Below are 16160 nucleotides of genomic sequence, written 5' to 3'. Positions count from 1 at the left end.
CGCCGCCTGCTCGTCGTCCAGCGCGGCCGGGCGAGGTGCCACCAGGTGCGCCTCGGTGGTGGTGTAGGCCGCGAGCGCGCCGGTGCGGCCGGAGCGGCCCGACGCCGGATCTGCACCACATCTCTCCACCGTCGCGCAACCGCGCAGACCTTTCAGCGGTCGTACCCGGTGGAGAAGAGTGGGCACAATTGTCCTGGCGCACCGCGGCCACAGGCCGCGGGCACCAACGACTCTCTCTCAGGCCCGGGGCGACACAAGGGGAGGCAGGACCACGGTGGCTGATGGCACCAAGGCGGTCGTCGACACGTCAGCGGCAGGCGAGGCGGCGGACGAGGCCGCACTGGCCGCGGCGATCGACGAACTCGCCGAAGGCACGGCCCGGGCCACCGCGGCCGGCGACGACGGGCAGGACTCCCCGGAGGCCGATGCCCCGGACACCGATGCCCCGGACACGGACGCCCAGAGCACGGACGCCCCGGACACCGAACGCTCCGGCGCCGGTGCGCCGGACGTCCCCGACGCCGGAAGCAGCTCCCCCGGCGCGAGCGAGGAGACCTCGGAGACCACCGCCCCGCTCTCGGCCTCCGAGATCGCCGCCGAGCTGGCCGCCGGCGCCGCCCGCGCCGCCGAGGCCCGCCGCCGGAACGCCGCCGGGGCCGCCTCCGGACGGCCCTCCGGGCGGCCGCCCCGGGACCCGCAGCCCACCCACGACCCCCGGGACACCGGCACCCTGCCGCAGACCCTTCCCGCCCCGCTGCGGCACAGCGGCGACATGATCGGCCACCGGTACCGGCTGGAGGAGTGCATCTCCTCGACCGAGACCTTCAGCAGCTGGCGCGCGGTGGACGAGAAGCTGCGCCGCGACGTCGGCGTGCACCTGATGGCCTCCGGCCACCAGCGGGCCCGCAAGGTGCTGGCCGCCGCCAAGTCGGCGGCCCTGCTCAACGACCCGCGCTTCGTCCAGGTCCTGGACGCGGTGCAGGAGGGCGAGCTGGTCTACGTCGTGCGCGAGTGGCTGCCGCACGCCTCCGACCTCGCCAAGCTGCTCGCCGACGGACCGCTGGAGCCGCACGAGGCCTACCAGATGGTCCGCCAGGTGACCGACGCCGTCGCCGCCGCGCACCGGCGGGGCAAGGCCCACCTGAGACTCACCCCGCGCTGCGTGCTGCGCACCGACAGCGGCCAGTACCGGATCAACGGCATCGCGGTGGACGCCGCGCTGCGCGGCCTGCCCGTCGACGGCCCCGAGCAGGACGCCGAGCGCACCGACACCCGGGCCATCGGCACGCTGCTGTTCGCCGCGCTCACCCACCGCTGGCCGTTCCCGGAGGACCGCTACGACCTCCAGGGACTGCCCCGGAACCTCCGCGACGTGCCGCCGGACCAGGTCCGGGCGGGCGTCCACAAGGGCCTCTCCGAGCTGGCCGCCCGTGCACTGTTCGACCACCCGCCGCACCACGCCGAGCCGATCACCACGCCCGAGGAGCTGGCCAAGGCGATCGCGCTGATGCCGCGCATCCGCCAGCCCGAGCCCGAGCTGCCGGTCTTCACCAGCCCGCCGCGGCACAACACCCACGCGCTGCCGACCGCGCCCAACCCGACCCGGGTGGTCGCCGCCCCCGGCACCGCGCCGGCCCCGATGGCGGCCCCGGTGCGCCGTCCCGCCCGGCGGCTGCGCCGGGTGGTCAAGGTGACCGCCTGGACGGTCGCGCTCAGTGCCATCGGCGTCGCCTCCTGGCAGCTGGTGGACAGTCTGCGCGGCACCGGTCCGGCCGTCGCCGCCCCCCAGCCCAGCAGCACCTCCGCCTCCCCCACCGCCCACACGGCCACCCACGCCCCCGCCCCGATCCCGGTCAAGGAGGCGTTCTCCTACAACCCGCTGGGCGAGGGCCCGGAGGGCAGGTACTCCCTGGCCAACGCCATCGACGGCAACCCCGGCACCGCCTGGGTCCCCCAGTGGTACCGGGACGCGTTCGGCCCGAAGCCGCCGGCCAAGGAGGGCACCGGCCTGCTGCTCGACCTCGGCTCGACGCAGTCGGTCTCCTCGGTGAACGTGCAGTTCGGCGCCGACGCCACCACGGCCGAACTGCGGATCCCCGGCTCGGCGGTCTCCGGCGACCCGCTGAACGCCAAGCCGAACAGCTTCACCGTCCTGGGGAAGGGCACCGGTTCCACCGTCGAGTACGCCCTGGAGGAGCCGGTGAAGACGCGCTACCTCCTGATCTGGATGACGAGCTTCCCGAAGGACCCGGCGGACGGGAAGTACAAGAGCCAGGTCGCCGAGGTCAAGGTCGCCGGCTGAGCCGGCCCGCGACGAGGGCAGCGACGACGACGGCAGCGGCGGCAGCGGTACGGCACGGACGGCGAGGGGTGGCAGTGGCGGACGACGGCACGGACCGGGGCGGGGACGACGCGGCGCTCCTCGCCCGGCACGTCGCCGGTGACCGGGAGGCCTTCGGCCTGCTGGTCGACCGCCACCGCGACCGGCTCTGGGCGGTCGCCCTGCGCACGCTCGGCGACCGCGAGGAGGCCGCCGACGCCCTGCAGGACGCCCTGGTCTCCGCGTTCCGCGCCGCCCACACCTTCCAGGGCCGCTCGGCCGTGACCACCTGGCTGCACCGGATCGTGGTCAACGCCTGCCTCGACCGCGCCCGCCGGGCGGCCACCCGCCGCACCAAGCCGCTCGACGACGACCCGCAGCGGCTCGACGCGCTGGTCGGCTCGGCCGAACCCGCCGACTCCCCGGTGGTCCGCGCCGAGGTGCACCGCGAGGTGACCGCCGCGCTCGCCGAGCTGCCCGTCGAGCAGCGGGCGGCGCTGGTCCTGGTCGACATGCAGGGCTACCCGGTCGCCGAGGCGGCCGAACTGCTCGGGGTCCCGGTCGGGACGGTGAAGAGCCGCTGTGCCCGGGGCCGGGCCCGGCTGCTGCCGCTGGTCCGCCACCTCCGCGAGGAGACGGGCACTGTTTCACGTGAAACAACGCCCGCCGACGGAACCGCACCCGCCCGCGCCACGGGCCCGGCCGTCCCGCCGTCACCGGCCACCCCGCCGTCACCGGCCGGTCCGGTGCCTCGGACCGGGGCCGTACCCGCGCGCCGGACGGCGACGGAGCCCGGCGCGGGCGGACCGCCCGGGAACCCACCCGGCCCCCGCACCGTCACAGGGACAGCCCCGGACACCACCCGGCCGATTCTGGAAGGAGACGCGAGCACGCGATGACGGCCCCCCTCTCCTCCCCCGACCCCGCACCCACCTCCGGACCGCACCCCTCCGTCGACGAGCTGGCCGACCTCGCCGAGGGGCTGGTCGAGGCCGCCGACACGGCCGAGGCCCTCCGCCGCCACCTGTCCGGCTGCCCCGACTGCCGGGAGACGGCCGACGCGCTCGCCGAGGTGCGGACCCTGCTCGGCGCGGTCGAGCCACCGCCTATGCCCGCCGACGTCGCCGCCCGGCTCGACGCCGCCCTCGCGGCGGCCGCCGCCGAGTCCGAGGAGCCCGCCGCTACCGGCCCGCAGACCCCCGGGAACGGGCCACAGGCACCCGAGGACGCCCCTGCGGCGCCCCGCCCTGCCCACTCCGCCCCGGCCTCGCCGACGGCGCCCAGGACCCCGTCCGGCGCCCCGGCCAGTGCCCCGTCCGGGCGACCCGCCGCCGCCACCGGGCCGGGCCGCGCCCGCACCCGGCGGCGCCGCGCCGCCCTGCTGCTCGGCTCGGCCGCCGCACTGCTCGCGATCGGCCTCGGCGGCACCTTCCTGGCGCTGTCCGCCGGCTCCGACCCGGCCCTCCGGGACGGCAGCGCGGTCACGGCGGTCGGCCCCGCCGACGCGACCGCGCTCCCGGCCCGCCCCGACAGTCCGGACGCCAAGAGCGCCGAGGCGGACCAGGCCCCCGGCGGCACCGTCTACCGGGACGACCTCCTCGCCGCACAGATCCGGCAGCTGCTCGCCGCGAACGGAGCCGGGAGCGCCGGCACCGGCTCCGGACCGGGCGTGAAGCCCGTCAAGCCGTCCGGCCCGGGCACCTCCGGCCCCACCGCCGTGCCGCCCGCCGAGGGCCAGGGGCTGAGCGGCGGCGGCGGCCACTCCACCCCGGCCTGCCCGGCACCCGCCACCGGACCACTGCTCGCCACCGACCTGGGCAGCTACCGGGGCGCCCCCGCCGAGGTGCTCGTCTACGGGCTCCCCGACCAGCCGGACCGGGTCGAGGTGTACCTCCGGTCGCCCGACTGCGGGCCGGTCCTGCAGCACCGCGTCGTCCCGTCGCGCTGACCGGCGGTTCCCGTGCGATCCACGCCCCCGCCGGTCCGACACTCCCACAGTGCGGGCGGCTGGTACTGATCCGCCTGGGAATGCGAGACACTGGTCAGTCGTTGTCCCGGGCGGCGGAGCAGGACCGCCCTCCCCGCAGCAAACGCGGGTCGCAGATGCGAACCAGGAGATGCAGTGAGCGACGTCCGTAACGTGATCATCATCGGTTCCGGCCCGGCCGGCTACACGGCTGCGCTCTACACGGCCCGGGCCTCCCTCAAGCCGCTGGTCTTCGAGGGCGCCGTCACCGCCGGTGGCGCCCTGATGAACACCACCGAGGTCGAGAACTTCCCCGGCTTCCGGGACGGCATCATGGGTCCCGAGCTGATGGACAACATGCGGGCGCAGGCCGAGCGGTTCGGCGCCGAGCTGATCCCGGACGACATCGTCGCGGTCGACCTCACCGGTGACATCAAGACCGTCACCGACTCCGAGGGCAACGTCCACAAGGCCCGCGCGGTGATCGTCACCACCGGTTCCCAGCACCGCAAGCTGGGCCTGCCGAACGAGGACAAGCTCTCCGGGCGCGGTGTCTCCTGGTGCGCCACCTGCGACGGCTTCTTCTTCCGCGACCAGGACATCGCGGTGGTCGGCGGCGGTGACACCGCGCTGGAGGAAGCGACCTTCCTCTCCCGCTTCGCCCGCAGCGTCAAGGTCATCCACCGCCGCGACACCCTGCGCGCCTCCAAGGCGATGCAGGAGCGCGCCTTCGCCGACGAGAAGATCAGCTTCGAGTGGGACAGCGCGGTCGAGGCCATCCACGGCGACCCGAAGCTGACCGGCGTCACCCTGCGCGACACCACCACCGGCGAGACCCGCGAGCTGCCGGTCACCGGCCTCTTCATCGCGATCGGCCACGACCCGCGCACCGAGCTCTTCAAGGGCCAGCTGGAGCTCGACGCCGAGGGCTACCTGAAGGTGGACGCCCCGTCGACCCGGACCAACATCCCGGGCGTCTTCGCCGCCGGCGACGTCGTCGACCACACCTACCGTCAGGCCATCACCGCCTCCGGCACCGGCTGCTCCGCCGCGCTGGACGCCGAGCGCTACCTGGCCTCGCTGGCCGACCTGGAGTCCCAGGCCGCCGCCGTCGCGGTCTGAACCCAGCACACCGGACGACCCCGCCGGGGTGTTTCACGTGAAACACCCCGGCCCCAGAAGCCCCGCTCCGGCCAGGCAGAAACAGAACGGGCCCGCCCGTTGTTCTCCTGGCAGCAGCCCCCTCCGTTCGATCCCGAGGAGTTCCCGTGGCCGGCGCCACCACCACCGTCACCGATGCGACGTTCAAGGCCGAGGTCCTGGACAGCGACAAGCCCGTCCTGGTCGACTTCTGGGCCACCTGGTGCGGCCCGTGCCGCCAGGTCGCCCCGATCCTGGACGAGATCGCCGCTGAGAACGCCGACAAGCTGACCATCGCCAAGCTCGATGTCGACGCCAACCAGGAGACCGCCGCGCAGTACGGCGTCATCTCGATCCCGACCCTGATCCTCTACAAGGGCGGCGAGCCGGTGAAGCAGATCACCGGTGCCCGTCCGAAGGCCGCGCTGCTGCGTGAGCTGGACGGCCTGATCTAGGTCCCGTCCCACCGGACGCCACGAGGGCGGGGCTCCCCCACGGAGGGGAGCCCCGCCCTCGTCGTTCGTCGGTCCGTCTCGTCCGTCCGTCGTTCCACCGCGCCGACCGCTCGCCGCCGCGGACGGCCGCGGCGGCGCTCAGAACGGCCGCAGCGCCGGCTCCTTCCGTCCACCGCCCAGCAGCCGCTCCAGCGCGCCCTCCACGTCACCCCGCCAGGAGAGCGTGGTCCGCGCCTCCAGCCGGAGCCGCGGATAGCGGTGGTGCGGCCGGACCGTCTTGAAGCCCACCGCCAACAGGTGCTCGGCCGGCAGCACGCAGCTGGTCGGTTGCCGGCCCACCGCACCGAACGCCTCGATCGCCCGGAACCCCCGCCCCAGCAGGTCCTTGGCCACCGTCTGCACCAGCACCCGGCCCAACCCCTGCCGCTGGTAGCCCGGCAGCACCCGGCTGACCATCAGCTGGACGGCGTCCGAGGCGACCGGGCTGGTCGGGAAGGACTGCGAGCGCGGGACGTAGGCGGGCGGGGCGTAGAGCACGAACCCGGCGGGCTGGTCGTCCACGTAGACGATCCGGCCGCAGGAGCCCCACTCCAGCAGCACGGCGGAGATCCAGCCCTCCTTCTCCAGTTCCGGCTTGCCGGACTCGACCGCCGCCCGCCCGCTGACCGGGTCCAGCTCCCAGAACACGCAGGAGCGGCAGGTCGTCGGCAGGTCCGCGAGGTTGTCCAGTGTCAGCGGAACGATCCGGCGTCCCATGCCCCGCACCTCCTCGTCCACTCCACAGTCGAGCATTCCCCCGAACGCCGATGGGTGCATGTTTCACGTGAAACACCGCTCACGTGAACCATGCACCCATCGCGTGCCGCTCTCGACGCGGCTCAGCCCTGCGACAGCCGCAGTCCGTCCTCGCCCGGCGCCAGGCTGTCCAGGATCCGGTTCAGGTCCTCCACCGAGCCGAACTCCAGGACGACCTTGCCCTTGCCCAGCTTGCCGCCGCGCTGCGAGACCTCGACCTTGACCCGGGTGTCGAAGCGGTCGGAGAGCCGGCTCGCCAGGTCGTTGAAGGCCGGCGACAGCAGCTTGCCCGCCTTGGGGCCGGCCGAGCGCTTGGACTTCGACTCCTCGCCGAGCATCAGCGTGGCCAGCTCCTCGGCGTTCCGCACCGTGAGCCCCTCCGCGATGATCCGCTTGGCCAGCTCCTCCTGCCGATCGGCCTCCGTCAGCCTGAGCAGCGCCCGGGCGTGCCCGGCCGTCAGCGTCCCGGCCGCCAGGCGCCGCTGGACCCCCGGCGGGAGCTTGAGCAGGCGCAGCATGTTGGAGACGTGCGGGCGCGAGCGGCCGATCCGGTCGGCCAGCTCGTCGTGGGTGCAGGAGAAGTCCCGGAGCAGCTGGTCGTAGGCGGCCGCCTCCTCCAGCGCGTTCAGCTCGGCCCGGTGGAGGTTCTCCAGCAGGGCGTCCAGCAGCAGCTTGTCGTCCTCGGTGGCCCGGATGATCGCCGGGATCTGCTCCAGCCCGGCCTCCCGGGAGGCCCGCCAGCGGCGCTCGCCCATGATGAGCTCGAAGCGCTCGGGCCCCACCTGGCGCACCACCACCGGCTGGAGCAGGCCCACCTCCTTGATGGAGACGACCAGCTCGACCAGCTTGTCCTCGTCGAAGACCTCGCGCGGCTGGCGCGGGTTGGGGGTGATCGCGTCCAGCGGCAGCTCCGCGAAGCGGGCGCCGTTCACCTCCGCGAGCTCCGGGCCGGCGGGCGTGCGCTCCCGGTCGGTCTGCTCCCGCAGGCTCTCGGCGGCCGCCTTGGCGGCCACCGTGCCGCGGCCGGTCGGCAGCACCGGCACCGCGGCCGGCGAGACCGTCCCGGTGGGCACCACCGAGGTCGGCGCGGGCGCGGTCGCCACGGGCTGTGCCACGGCCCCGGCCGCCGGCGTGGCAGCCGGGATCAGCGCCCCGAGTCCTCGTCCCAGACCCCTGCGACCACTCACCGATTGCCCTCCGTCGTACCGTGCTGTGCCAACGGGGCGACCTGCCCCGGCTGGCCGTCCTGCTGTTGGCCGTTCCGCTGCTGACCGTCCCGCTGCTGGCCCACCAACGAGCCGTTGCCCCCTGCGGACACCGCCCGCAGCGCCAGCTCCCGGGCCGCCTCCAGGTAGGAGAGCGCGCCGGTGGAACCCGGATCGTACGTGAGCACCGTCTGACCGTAGCTGGGCGCCTCCGAGATGCGGACCGAGCGCGGGATCGCGGTGTGCAGGACCTCCTGCGGGAAGTGCGTCCGGACCTCCTCCGCCACCTGCGCGGCCAGCCTGGTCCGGGCGTCGTACATGGTGAGCAGGATGGTGGAGACGTGCAGCACCGGGTTGAGGTGCGCCCGGACCAGTTCGACGTTGCGCAGCAGCTGGCCGAGGCCCTCCAGCGCGTAGTACTCGCACTGGATCGGGATCAGCACCTCCTGGCCCGCGACCATGGCGTTGACGGTCAGCAGGCCCAGCGAGGGCGGGCAGTCGATCAGGATGTAGTCGAGCGGCTGCTCGTACGCGGCGATGGCGCGCTGCAGCCGGCTCTCGCGGGCCACCAGCGAGACCAGTTCGATCTCGGCGCCGGCCAGGTCGATGGTGGCGGGGACGCAGAACAGCCCCTCGACCTCGACCACCGGCTGCACCACGTCGGCCAGCGGCTTGCCCTCCACCAGCACGTCGTAGATCGACGGCACCTCGGCGTGGTGGTCGATGCCGAGGGCGGTGGACGCGTTGCCCTGCGGGTCGAGGTCGATCACCAGGACGCGCAGGCCGTGCATGGCCAGCGAGGCCGCGAGGTTGACGGTGGTGGTGGTCTTGCCGACCCCGCCCTTCTGGTTGGCCACCACCATCACCCGGGTGGCGGCGGGCCTGGGCAGCCCCTCCCCCGCCCGGCCGATGGCCTGGACCGCAGCCTGGGCAGCACGCGCGATGGGCGTGTCATCGATCTGGTCGATGGTCTCCGAGTCCTGCATGGGGGTCAGTGTTTCACGTGAAACCGGAGCGGCAACAGTCGCCGCCCGGCTGCGAGAGAGGATTCCCGAGAGGAGAGAGCGACGTTTCACGTGAAACACCATGCCCGCAATGTCGGAATTCTGACGGTGCGACACTCCGGTGATCCGACGGTCTCCTGCCGTCCGCCCGGCCGTCACCGGGAAGCAGGACGGGCGGGTGGTCCGAGGACCACCCGCCCGTGTCGAGCATCACTCCGGGGTCAGCGACTCCGGCGCCGACCGCCCCGGGGCCGTTCGCCGGTCCGTGCCGCGCCGCCGCCGGCGCGCCCGGCCCGGGCCGCCGCCTTGGCCCGACGGGTCGCCGCCCGCACGCCGCCCGGGCTCTCCCCGGCCTTGACCTGGACCACCCGGGTCGAGGTCTCCAGGGTGCCCTCGCCGACCGAGATCACCGACCACTCGACCGCGCCGAGCCTGGCCAGCCCGGCCCGCGAGTCCGCCAGCTCCTGCTCGGCGCTGTCGCCCTTGAGCGCCAGCATCTGGCCGTGCGGGCGGAGCAGCGGCAGTCCCCAGCCGGCCAGCCGCTCCAGCGGGGCCACGGCACGGGCGGTCACCACGTCCACCGCGAGCTTGCCGACCATCTCCTCGGCCCGGCCGCGCAGCACGGTGACGTTCTCCAGGCCCAGCTCCCGGACGACCTCCTCCAGGAAGGTGGTCCGGCGGAGCAGCGGCTCCAGCAGCGTGACCGAGACGTCCGGGCGGGCGAGCGCCACCGGAATGCCCGGCAGGCCGGCGCCGGAGCCGACGTCGCAGAGCGTCGTCCCGCCCGGCAGCAGCTCGGCGAGGACGGCGCAGTTCAGCACGTGGCGGTCCCAGAGCCGGGGCACCTCACGCGGGCCGATCAGCCCGCGGGTGACGCCCGCGGTGGCCAGCAGCTCGGTGTAGCGGACCGCGGCGTCGTACCGCTCGCCGAAGACCTCCCGGGCCACGGCCGGCGGCGCGGGGGGTGCCTCGGGCGCCGGACGCTCCCCACCGGCCGCGCCCTCGGCACCCGGCGTGCCGGCACCCGTCTCCGGCCCGTCGGCAGCCGCGCTCTCCGTGTCCATCTCGACCTCTCCGCTCCCCGGATCCACCGACCCGCTCTCCGCACTGTTTCACGTGAAACGTCTCTCGCCGGACCAGCGCCCCGCGAAGGGACGACGACCCCGTCCGCGCACCGCGGACGGGGTCGAGTCCTCTGCAGCGTTCCGGCCGCCGTGACGGCCGGTCGTCGACCTGCCGGTCAGACCGGCAGCACGACCACGCACCGCTGGGGCTCTTCGCCCTCGGACTCGCTGCGCAGACCGGCCGCGGCGACCGCGTCGTGGACGACCTTGCGCTCGAACGGCGTCATGGGACGCAGCTTGACCTGCTCCCCCGAGCCCTTCACCTGCTCCGCGGCCTTGGCCCCGAGCTCGGCCAGCTCCTCGCGCTTGCGGGCGCGGAAGCCGGCAATGTCCAGCATGAGACGGCTGCGCTCGCCGGTCTCCCGGTGGACAGCCAACCGGGTCAGCTCCTGCAGGGCCTCCAGCACCTCGCCGTCCTGGCCGACCAGGCGCTGCAGGGTCCGGTCGTTGCCGTCGCCGACGATGGACACCAGGGCGCGGTCGCCCTCGACGTCCATGTCGATGTCACCGTCGAGGTCGGCGATGTCGAGCAGACCCTCCAGGTAGTCCGCCGCGATGTCGCCCTCCTGCTCCAGCCGGGCGATGAGGCTCTCGTCGGTGCTGGCGACGGCCTCGGCCTCGACGGCGGAGGTGGTGCCTTCCGTCACTGATGGACTCCTTCGGAGATGGGCCCGGGTGGTGGGCCGGTAACGAGGTTCGGGGGGCCGCTGGGGCGGGCCGGGGCCGGACGGATCAGGACTTCTTCTTCGGCCGCTGCCCGCCGCCACCGCGCTTCGGCTGCTGCCGGCCACCCTGCGGCCGGGCGGGGCCCGGCTTGGTGCCGGCGGGCCGGGACGCGGTCTGCTTGGCGGTGCCGGTGGACTCGGCCGGGACGGCGTCCGCGGGCTCCTGGGCCGGCGTCTCGGCGGGGGTGTCCTTGGTCAGGCTGGTCGCCTGGGCGGTGCCGTGCTGGCGCTGCGACTTGGTCTGCTTCCGCGGCTGCTGGCGGCGCACCTGCACCGACTCCTCGACCACGGTCTCGGCGGTGGCGGCGGACTTCTTCGCCGGCAGCAGGCCCCACAGGGGACCGGTGATGACCGAGCCGTCCGGGTTCAGCCGACCCGCCTTCTTGAGCCGGTCCTGGCGCTCGTCCCAGGCCTTGCTGCCCGGCGTCGGGTTGTTCCGGATGACGATCAGCTGCTGGCCCATCGACCAGACGTTGGTGGTCAGCCAGTAGACCAGGACACCGACCGGGAAGTTGATGCCCATCACGGCGAACATGATCGGGAAGACGTACATCAGCATCTTCTGCTGCTGCATGAACGGCGTCTTGACCGTGAGGTCCATGTTCTTCGTCATCAGCTGGCGCTGGGTGATGAACTGCGACAGCGACATCAGGATGATCATCACCGCGACGACGATCTTGACGCTGACGTCGGTGCTGCCGACGAAGGTGGCCGAGAGCGGGGCACCGAAGATGTGGGCCTGCTGGGCGCTGTCGAGCAGGGTGCCGTCGATGACACCGATCGGCTTGCCGTCGGCGACCTTGGCGAGCACGCCGTAGAGCGCGGTGAAGAACGGCGCCTGCACGAGGATGGGAAGGCAGCTGGAGAACGGGTTGGTACCCGCCTCCTTGTACAGCTTCATCATCTCTTCGGACTGGCGCTGGCGGTCGTTCTTGTACCGCTCCTGGATGGCCTTCATCTTCGGCTGGATCGCCTGCATGGCCCGGGTCGCCTTGATCTGCTTCACGAAGAGCGGGATCAGGCAGATCCGGATGACGACCACCATCGAGGCGATGGCCAGCCCCCAGGCCCAGCCACCGTTCGGGTCGAAGACGTGGCTGTACAGCGAGTGGAACTGGACGATGATCCAGGACACCGCTGTGTACAGGGGGTTGAGGAAGGAGAAGGTCACCGGTCAGGCTCCTTGGACATTGGGATTGGCCCCACGGGGCCAATGGTCGCCGGGCCCTCGGGGTCCGGACCGGCGGGGGGCATGATCACCGGCTGGTCTGCGGCGGACCGGCTCTTCAGCAGGTCGCGCAACCGGCGGTGCCATACCGGATGCTTGCGCGGCGGAACATGGTCGACCCCACCGGGCGTCCACGGATTGCAACGCAGGATTCGCCAGGCGGTCAGGCCACCGCCCTTCACCGCCCCGTGCACCTTCACGGCCTCGTAGCCGTAGTGCGAACAGGAGGGGTAATAGCGGCACACCGGACCGAGCAGTGGGCTGATGGTCCACTGGTAGACCCTGATCAAACCCATCAGCAGGTACTTCATCGCCCTGCTCCCGTCGGCGCCGCAACGGCGTGCTCGGCCTTGAGCAGCCGCTTGAGCGCCGCGTCCAGGTCTCTTTCGAGCTCCTGGTACGAGGCGGACGCGGCCTGGGGCAGCGCACGCACCACTATCAGGCTACCGGCGGGCAGCCGGGACAGACGATCACGGACGAGGTGGCGAAGCCGGCGCTTGACCAGGTTGCGGATGACCGCCGGACCAACGGCCTTGCTCACGACGAAACCCGCACGCGCCGAAGGAGTCCCCTCGGCGACGTGCGGGCGGGAGTCGCTGGCCCGGTCGGTCCGGCCCCCTGGGGCGTCCTCTCTTGCGAGATGGACGACCAGCAGGGGCCTACCGGCCCGGCGACCGCGTTTGACTGCGGTCGCGAAGTCCTGGCGCCGCCGCAGCCGATTCTCGGAGGGCAGCACGGCAGACTCTGGTGCGGATCAGGCGGACAGGCTGGAACGGCCCTTGCCACGGCGGGCAGCCAGGATGGCGCGGCCGGCGCGGGTACGCATCCGAAGCCGGAAGCCGTGGGTCTTGGCGCGACGACGGTTGTTCGGCTGGAAGGTGCGCTTGCTCACTCGGGGGCTCCTGAGGTGAATCGTAGGATGACGGGAGGTCGCTTGGCCGTCACCGTGCGTCCGCGTGATCTCCCCTGATACGGAAATCCGGCCCATCACCCCAGTTCGGCTGGGGTTTGAGGCAATCCACGGCGCCCGTGCTGCGCGCCTTATGGAGCGGGCGGACCCGCGGACATGCGGCAGCGGCCATCGACAACTCGACCTGGTTACGGTACGCGGGACGGGGCACGAGGGTCAAACCGGCCTCTTGTCCGAGCCCCTCCCGGAGCGCCGGCCCCGCCCTTCGCCCACAGCCTGTGGACAACGACTTGATCCGGCTCTGTTCGCTGACTACCGTTGCAGGACTTGTCTGGTTTGTTCTTCGGTAACGGACCACGATCCACAGAATCTTGATCCACCACCCCTGCTGGAGCCGCGGGGAACCGAGAAAGCGTGCACCAGTGGCTGATGTCAACAGCGACCTCGTCCCTGTCTGGGCAAGGGTCGTCGAGCGGCTGGTCGGCGACCCGGACGTCGGGGAGATGGACAAGCAGTGGGTGCAGCGCACCCAGCCGATGTGGATGATGCACGACACCGCCCTGCTGGCGACCCCCAACGAGCGGGCCAAGCAGGTGCTGGAGGGCCGGCTGCTCCCGCAGCTGACCGAGGCCCTCAGCCGCGAGCTCAGCCGTCCGGTCCGGATCGCCGTGATGGTCGACGCCAACGCCGTGGCCCCCTCCCCCGCGCCGGCGGAGCCGCCGGCCGCCGAGCCCTACCCGCCGCAGACCGGTGGCCCCGACTACGGGCCGCCCGCCTACGAGCGCCCCTACGAGTCGGACCACGGCCGCGACCAGTACGGCCGCGAGCAGCACGGCCACGACCAGTACGGCGGCGGCTACCCCGAGCACCCGGCGCCCCCGTACGGCGGCGCGGGCGGGTACGGCCCGCCCGACCGGCAGCCGCCCTGGGACGAGGACGCGAGCCGCTCCGGCTACTCCGAGCCGTCCCCGGAGTACCGCGACGAGTACCGGGACGACTACCGCGAGCAGGACGCCCCGCGCCCCGCGCCCCGGTCGGCCGTCCCCGGACCGCCCTCGACCACCCAGGGCGACCTCTTCGGCGGTGCGTACGGCCCCGGCCCCGGGGAGCACCCGCGGACCGGCTCCGGCCGGCGCGCCCCCGCGGCCCGACCGCCGGGCGGACGCTCCACGGAGAAGGCCCCGGCCGAGCGCGCCACCGACCGGCCGGCGGTGCCCGGCGTGCCGGCACCGCCCGGCGCTCCCCCGGCCGGCGGCTCCCGCAAGGACGAGCCGGCCGCCCGGCTGAACCCCAAGTACCTCTTCGACACCTTCGTCATCGGCGCGAGCAACCGGTTCGCGCACGCGGCCGCGGTGGCCGTCGCCGAGGCCCCGGCCAAGGCGTACAACCCGCTCTTCATCTACGGCGAGTCCGGGCTGGGCAAGACCCACCTGCTGCACGCCATCGGGCACTACTCGCGCAGCCTCTTCCCGGGTACCCGGGTGCGCTACGTGTCCTCGGAGGAGTTCACCAACGAGTTCATCAACTCGATCCGGGACGGCAAGGCGGACACCTTCCGCAAGCGGTACCGGGACATGGACATCCTGCTCGTGGACGACGTGCAGTTCCTGGCGAGCAAGGAGTCCACGCAGGAGGAGTTCTTCCACACCTTCAACACCCTGCACAACGCCAACAAGCAGATCGTCCTCTCCTCGGACCGGCCGCCCAAGCTGCTGACCACGCTGGAGGACCGGCTGCGCAACCGCTTCGAGTGGGGACTGATCACCGACGTCACCCCGCCGGAGCTGGAGACCCGGATCGCGATCCTGCGCAAGAAGGCGATCCAGGAACAACTGAACGCCCCCGCCGACGTGTTGGAGTTCATCGCGTCCCGGATCACCCGGAACATCCGGGAGTTGGAGGGCGCGCTGATCCGGGTCACCGCCTTCGCCAACCTCAACCGGGCACCGGTGGACCTGGAGCTGGCCGGCATCGTCCTCAAGGACCTGATCCCGGGCGGCGACGAGGACGCGGGGCCGGAGATCACGGCGCAGGTCATCATGCAGCAGACCGCGGCCTACTTCGGGCTGGGTGTGGACGACCTCTGCGGATCCTCGCGCAGCCGCGTGCTGGTGACGGCGCGCCAGATCGCGATGTACCTGTGCCGGGAGCTCACCGACCTCTCGCTACCGAAGATCGGCGCACAGTTCGGCGGCCGGGACCACACCACGGTGATGCACGCCGACCGCAAGATCCGGTCACTGATGGCCGAGCGGCGCTCGATCTACAACCAGGTCACCGAGCTCACCAACCGCATCAAGAGCTAGCCGGGGCCGGTCCGTGCACCCCTCGGGGGCCGGGTGCGGGCCGGGTGCGGGCCGGGTGCGGGCCAGGCTCGGGGTACGGCCGCAGATGGCCGGAAGAGGGCGTCAGGAGCGATCCTGACGCCCTTTCCGCATATCCACAGGTGTGCGCCGCCGTCCCGCTGGGCAGGGTTCCCTGCGACGGACGCCCCGCCAGTCCACAGCCCGCGCCGAACACCTGACCAGGGATTCGAACTCCCCGGGCGCGCAGGGCCGGAATCCACAGGCCGGGCCGGTTCTCCGTCGTCCACAGGCCACCGGGCCGTGAGTTATCCAGAATTCCTCCACAGGGCCGCCACCGCTACGCTCTTCCGCGCAGGTCAGCTGCCTGTGGACTTGTGCACAACCGTTGTCCACAGGCTGTGGACAATTGGCGGCCCGTCAGTAGGCCATCCGGGTTGTCCACCGGTTGTCCCCAGGAGAGCCCCGGTTATCCCCAGGTTGTCCACAGCTGCGTCCACAGTTCGACAAGCTTCCGCAGGCGTTCATGCCCAGGTGTGAAAGGCGTCACGAAATGTTGACCGGCGCCCGTGGATAACCGGGCCCGGATCTGGGGACAGCGCTGGGGATAACCTGTGGATACTCAGCGTGCCCTGTGGGTAACGCTCCGCCGTCCACAGCGGAGCCTGCTCGTCCACAGCCCCCATCCACATGTCCTGTGGACAAAAAACCGGGCCTGACCTGCGCAAACGGGGTTATCCACGGTTTCCACAGGCCCTACTACTACCACTACACCTATAGACCGTTCGATGAGCTCAAAAGCGGGTGGGGCCGAAATCTGTGGACAACCGCCCACCGACATCCGTTCGACTTGCTTCCGCCCGTCTGCCCCGTCTGTCGGTGGAGTACGTCAGACTGTCCTCGGCGACTGGACACGGAGCGGCAGAGCTCGGCGGCCGGTCGCACCGACGACCAAGATCAGAAGAACCAGACGTGCGAGCGGGAG

Annotated in this window: 15 protein-coding genes; 6 read left to right on the top strand and 9 right to left on the bottom strand. The window is 72.5% G+C overall.

Going from position 1 to position 16160, the window contains the following annotated elements:
• Positions 1-274: 274 nt before the first annotated feature.
• The 5 genes from AC067J_RS09835 to trxA all read left to right on the top strand — a co-directional run bounded on the left by AC067J_RS09835 (position 275) and on the right by trxA (position 5881).
• Positions 275-2302 (top strand): protein kinase family protein, encoded by a 2028-nt coding sequence (locus tag AC067J_RS09835; RefSeq protein WP_478297371.1) that lies wholly within the window; start codon positions 275-277, stop codon positions 2300-2302.
• 74 nt (positions 2303-2376) lie between these two features.
• Positions 2377-3219, top strand: coding sequence for an RNA polymerase sigma factor SigM (gene sigM / locus AC067J_RS09830; protein WP_478297385.1), 843 nt, complete (start codon positions 2377-2379; stop codon positions 3217-3219).
• Entirely contained in the window at positions 3216-4268 is a 1053-nt protein-coding gene (locus AC067J_RS09825) for a hypothetical protein (RefSeq protein ID WP_478297370.1), read from the top strand. The genes sigM and AC067J_RS09825 overlap by 4 nt, the downstream gene beginning before the upstream one ends.
• A gap of 174 nt (positions 4269-4442) precedes the next feature.
• Positions 4443-5408 carry a thioredoxin-disulfide reductase gene (trxB, locus tag AC067J_RS09820; RefSeq protein ID WP_478297369.1) on the top strand — a complete coding sequence of 322 codons (966 nt, stop codon included), beginning with the start codon at positions 4443-4445 and terminating at the stop codon, positions 5406-5408.
• 146 nt (positions 5409-5554) lie between these two features.
• On the top strand, positions 5555-5881 hold the full coding sequence (trxA, locus tag AC067J_RS09815; RefSeq protein ID WP_327679037.1) for a thioredoxin: 327 nt from the start codon (positions 5555-5557) through the stop codon (positions 5879-5881).
• A gap of 138 nt (positions 5882-6019) precedes the next feature.
• Here the strand turns inward: trxA and AC067J_RS09810 are convergent, their stop codons facing one another.
• The 9 genes from AC067J_RS09810 to rpmH all read right to left on the bottom strand — a co-directional run bounded on the left by AC067J_RS09810 (position 6020) and on the right by rpmH (position 12854).
• A complete protein-coding gene (locus AC067J_RS09810) occupies positions 6020-6637 on the bottom strand; it encodes a GNAT family N-acetyltransferase (protein ID WP_478297368.1) in 618 nt (205 codons plus the stop codon).
• A gap of 122 nt (positions 6638-6759) precedes the next feature.
• Positions 6760-7863, bottom strand: a complete 1104-nt coding sequence (locus AC067J_RS09805; RefSeq protein ID WP_478297367.1) for a ParB/RepB/Spo0J family partition protein — start codon at positions 7861-7863, stop codon at positions 6760-6762.
• The gene (locus AC067J_RS09800) at positions 7860-8867 is read right to left on the bottom strand and encodes a ParA family protein (RefSeq protein WP_478297366.1); all 1008 of its coding nucleotides are present in this window, start codon (positions 8865-8867) and stop codon (positions 7860-7862) included. The genes AC067J_RS09805 and AC067J_RS09800 overlap by 4 nt, the downstream gene beginning before the upstream one ends.
• A gap of 239 nt (positions 8868-9106) precedes the next feature.
• A complete protein-coding gene (gene rsmG, locus AC067J_RS09795) occupies positions 9107-9949 on the bottom strand; it encodes a 16S rRNA (guanine(527)-N(7))-methyltransferase RsmG (RefSeq protein ID WP_478297365.1) in 843 nt (280 codons plus the stop codon).
• Between the two features lie 176 nt (positions 9950-10125).
• Positions 10126-10656: a Jag family protein gene (locus AC067J_RS09790; protein WP_478297364.1), complete on the bottom strand. Its 531-nt coding sequence runs from the start codon at positions 10654-10656 to the stop codon at positions 10126-10128.
• A gap of 85 nt (positions 10657-10741) precedes the next feature.
• Positions 10742-11905 carry a membrane protein insertase YidC gene (gene yidC / locus AC067J_RS09785; RefSeq protein WP_478297363.1) on the bottom strand — a complete coding sequence of 388 codons (1164 nt, stop codon included), beginning with the start codon at positions 11903-11905 and terminating at the stop codon, positions 10742-10744.
• Positions 11902-12273 (bottom strand): membrane protein insertion efficiency factor YidD, encoded by a 372-nt coding sequence (gene yidD, locus AC067J_RS09780; protein ID WP_478297362.1) that lies wholly within the window; start codon positions 12271-12273, stop codon positions 11902-11904. Before yidD ends, yidC begins: the two co-directional genes overlap by 4 nt.
• Positions 12270-12698 carry a ribonuclease P protein component gene (gene rnpA, locus AC067J_RS09775; RefSeq protein ID WP_478297361.1) on the bottom strand — a complete coding sequence of 143 codons (429 nt, stop codon included), beginning with the start codon at positions 12696-12698 and terminating at the stop codon, positions 12270-12272. The genes yidD and rnpA overlap by 4 nt, the downstream gene beginning before the upstream one ends.
• An 18-nt stretch (positions 12699-12716) precedes the next feature.
• Positions 12717-12854, bottom strand: coding sequence for a 50S ribosomal protein L34 (gene rpmH / locus AC067J_RS09770; RefSeq protein ID WP_030305394.1), 138 nt, complete (start codon positions 12852-12854; stop codon positions 12717-12719).
• Positions 12855-13294: 440 nt separating this feature from the next.
• On the opposite strand from rpmH, the gene dnaA reads away from it, so the two are divergent.
• Entirely contained in the window at positions 13295-15178 is a 1884-nt protein-coding gene (gene dnaA / locus AC067J_RS09765) for a chromosomal replication initiator protein DnaA (protein WP_478297360.1), read from the top strand.
• Positions 15179-16160: the final 982 nt, after the last annotated feature.

The organism is Kitasatospora sp. NPDC042419, from assembly GCF_056437345.1.
Note: the sequence above shows the minus strand (reverse complement) of the source record. Positions and strands in the feature narration are given on the sequence as shown.

Coding starts and splice junctions, on each gene's coding strand:
- AC067J_RS09810 (WP_478297368.1), bottom strand. CDS start 6,637: ATGGGACGCCGGATCGTTCCGCTGACACTGGACAACCTCGCGGACCTG.
- AC067J_RS09800 (WP_478297366.1), bottom strand. CDS start 8,867: ATGCAGGACTCGGAGACCATCGACCAGATCGATGACACGCCCATCGCG.
- yidD (WP_478297362.1), bottom strand. CDS start 12,273: ATGAAGTACCTGCTGATGGGTTTGATCAGGGTCTACCAGTGGACCATC.
- AC067J_RS09825 (WP_478297370.1), top strand. CDS start 3,216: ATGACGGCCCCCCTCTCCTCCCCCGACCCCGCACCCACCTCCGGACCG.
- rsmG (WP_478297365.1), bottom strand. CDS start 9,949: ATGGACACGGAGAGCGCGGCTGCCGACGGGCCGGAGACGGGTGCCGGC.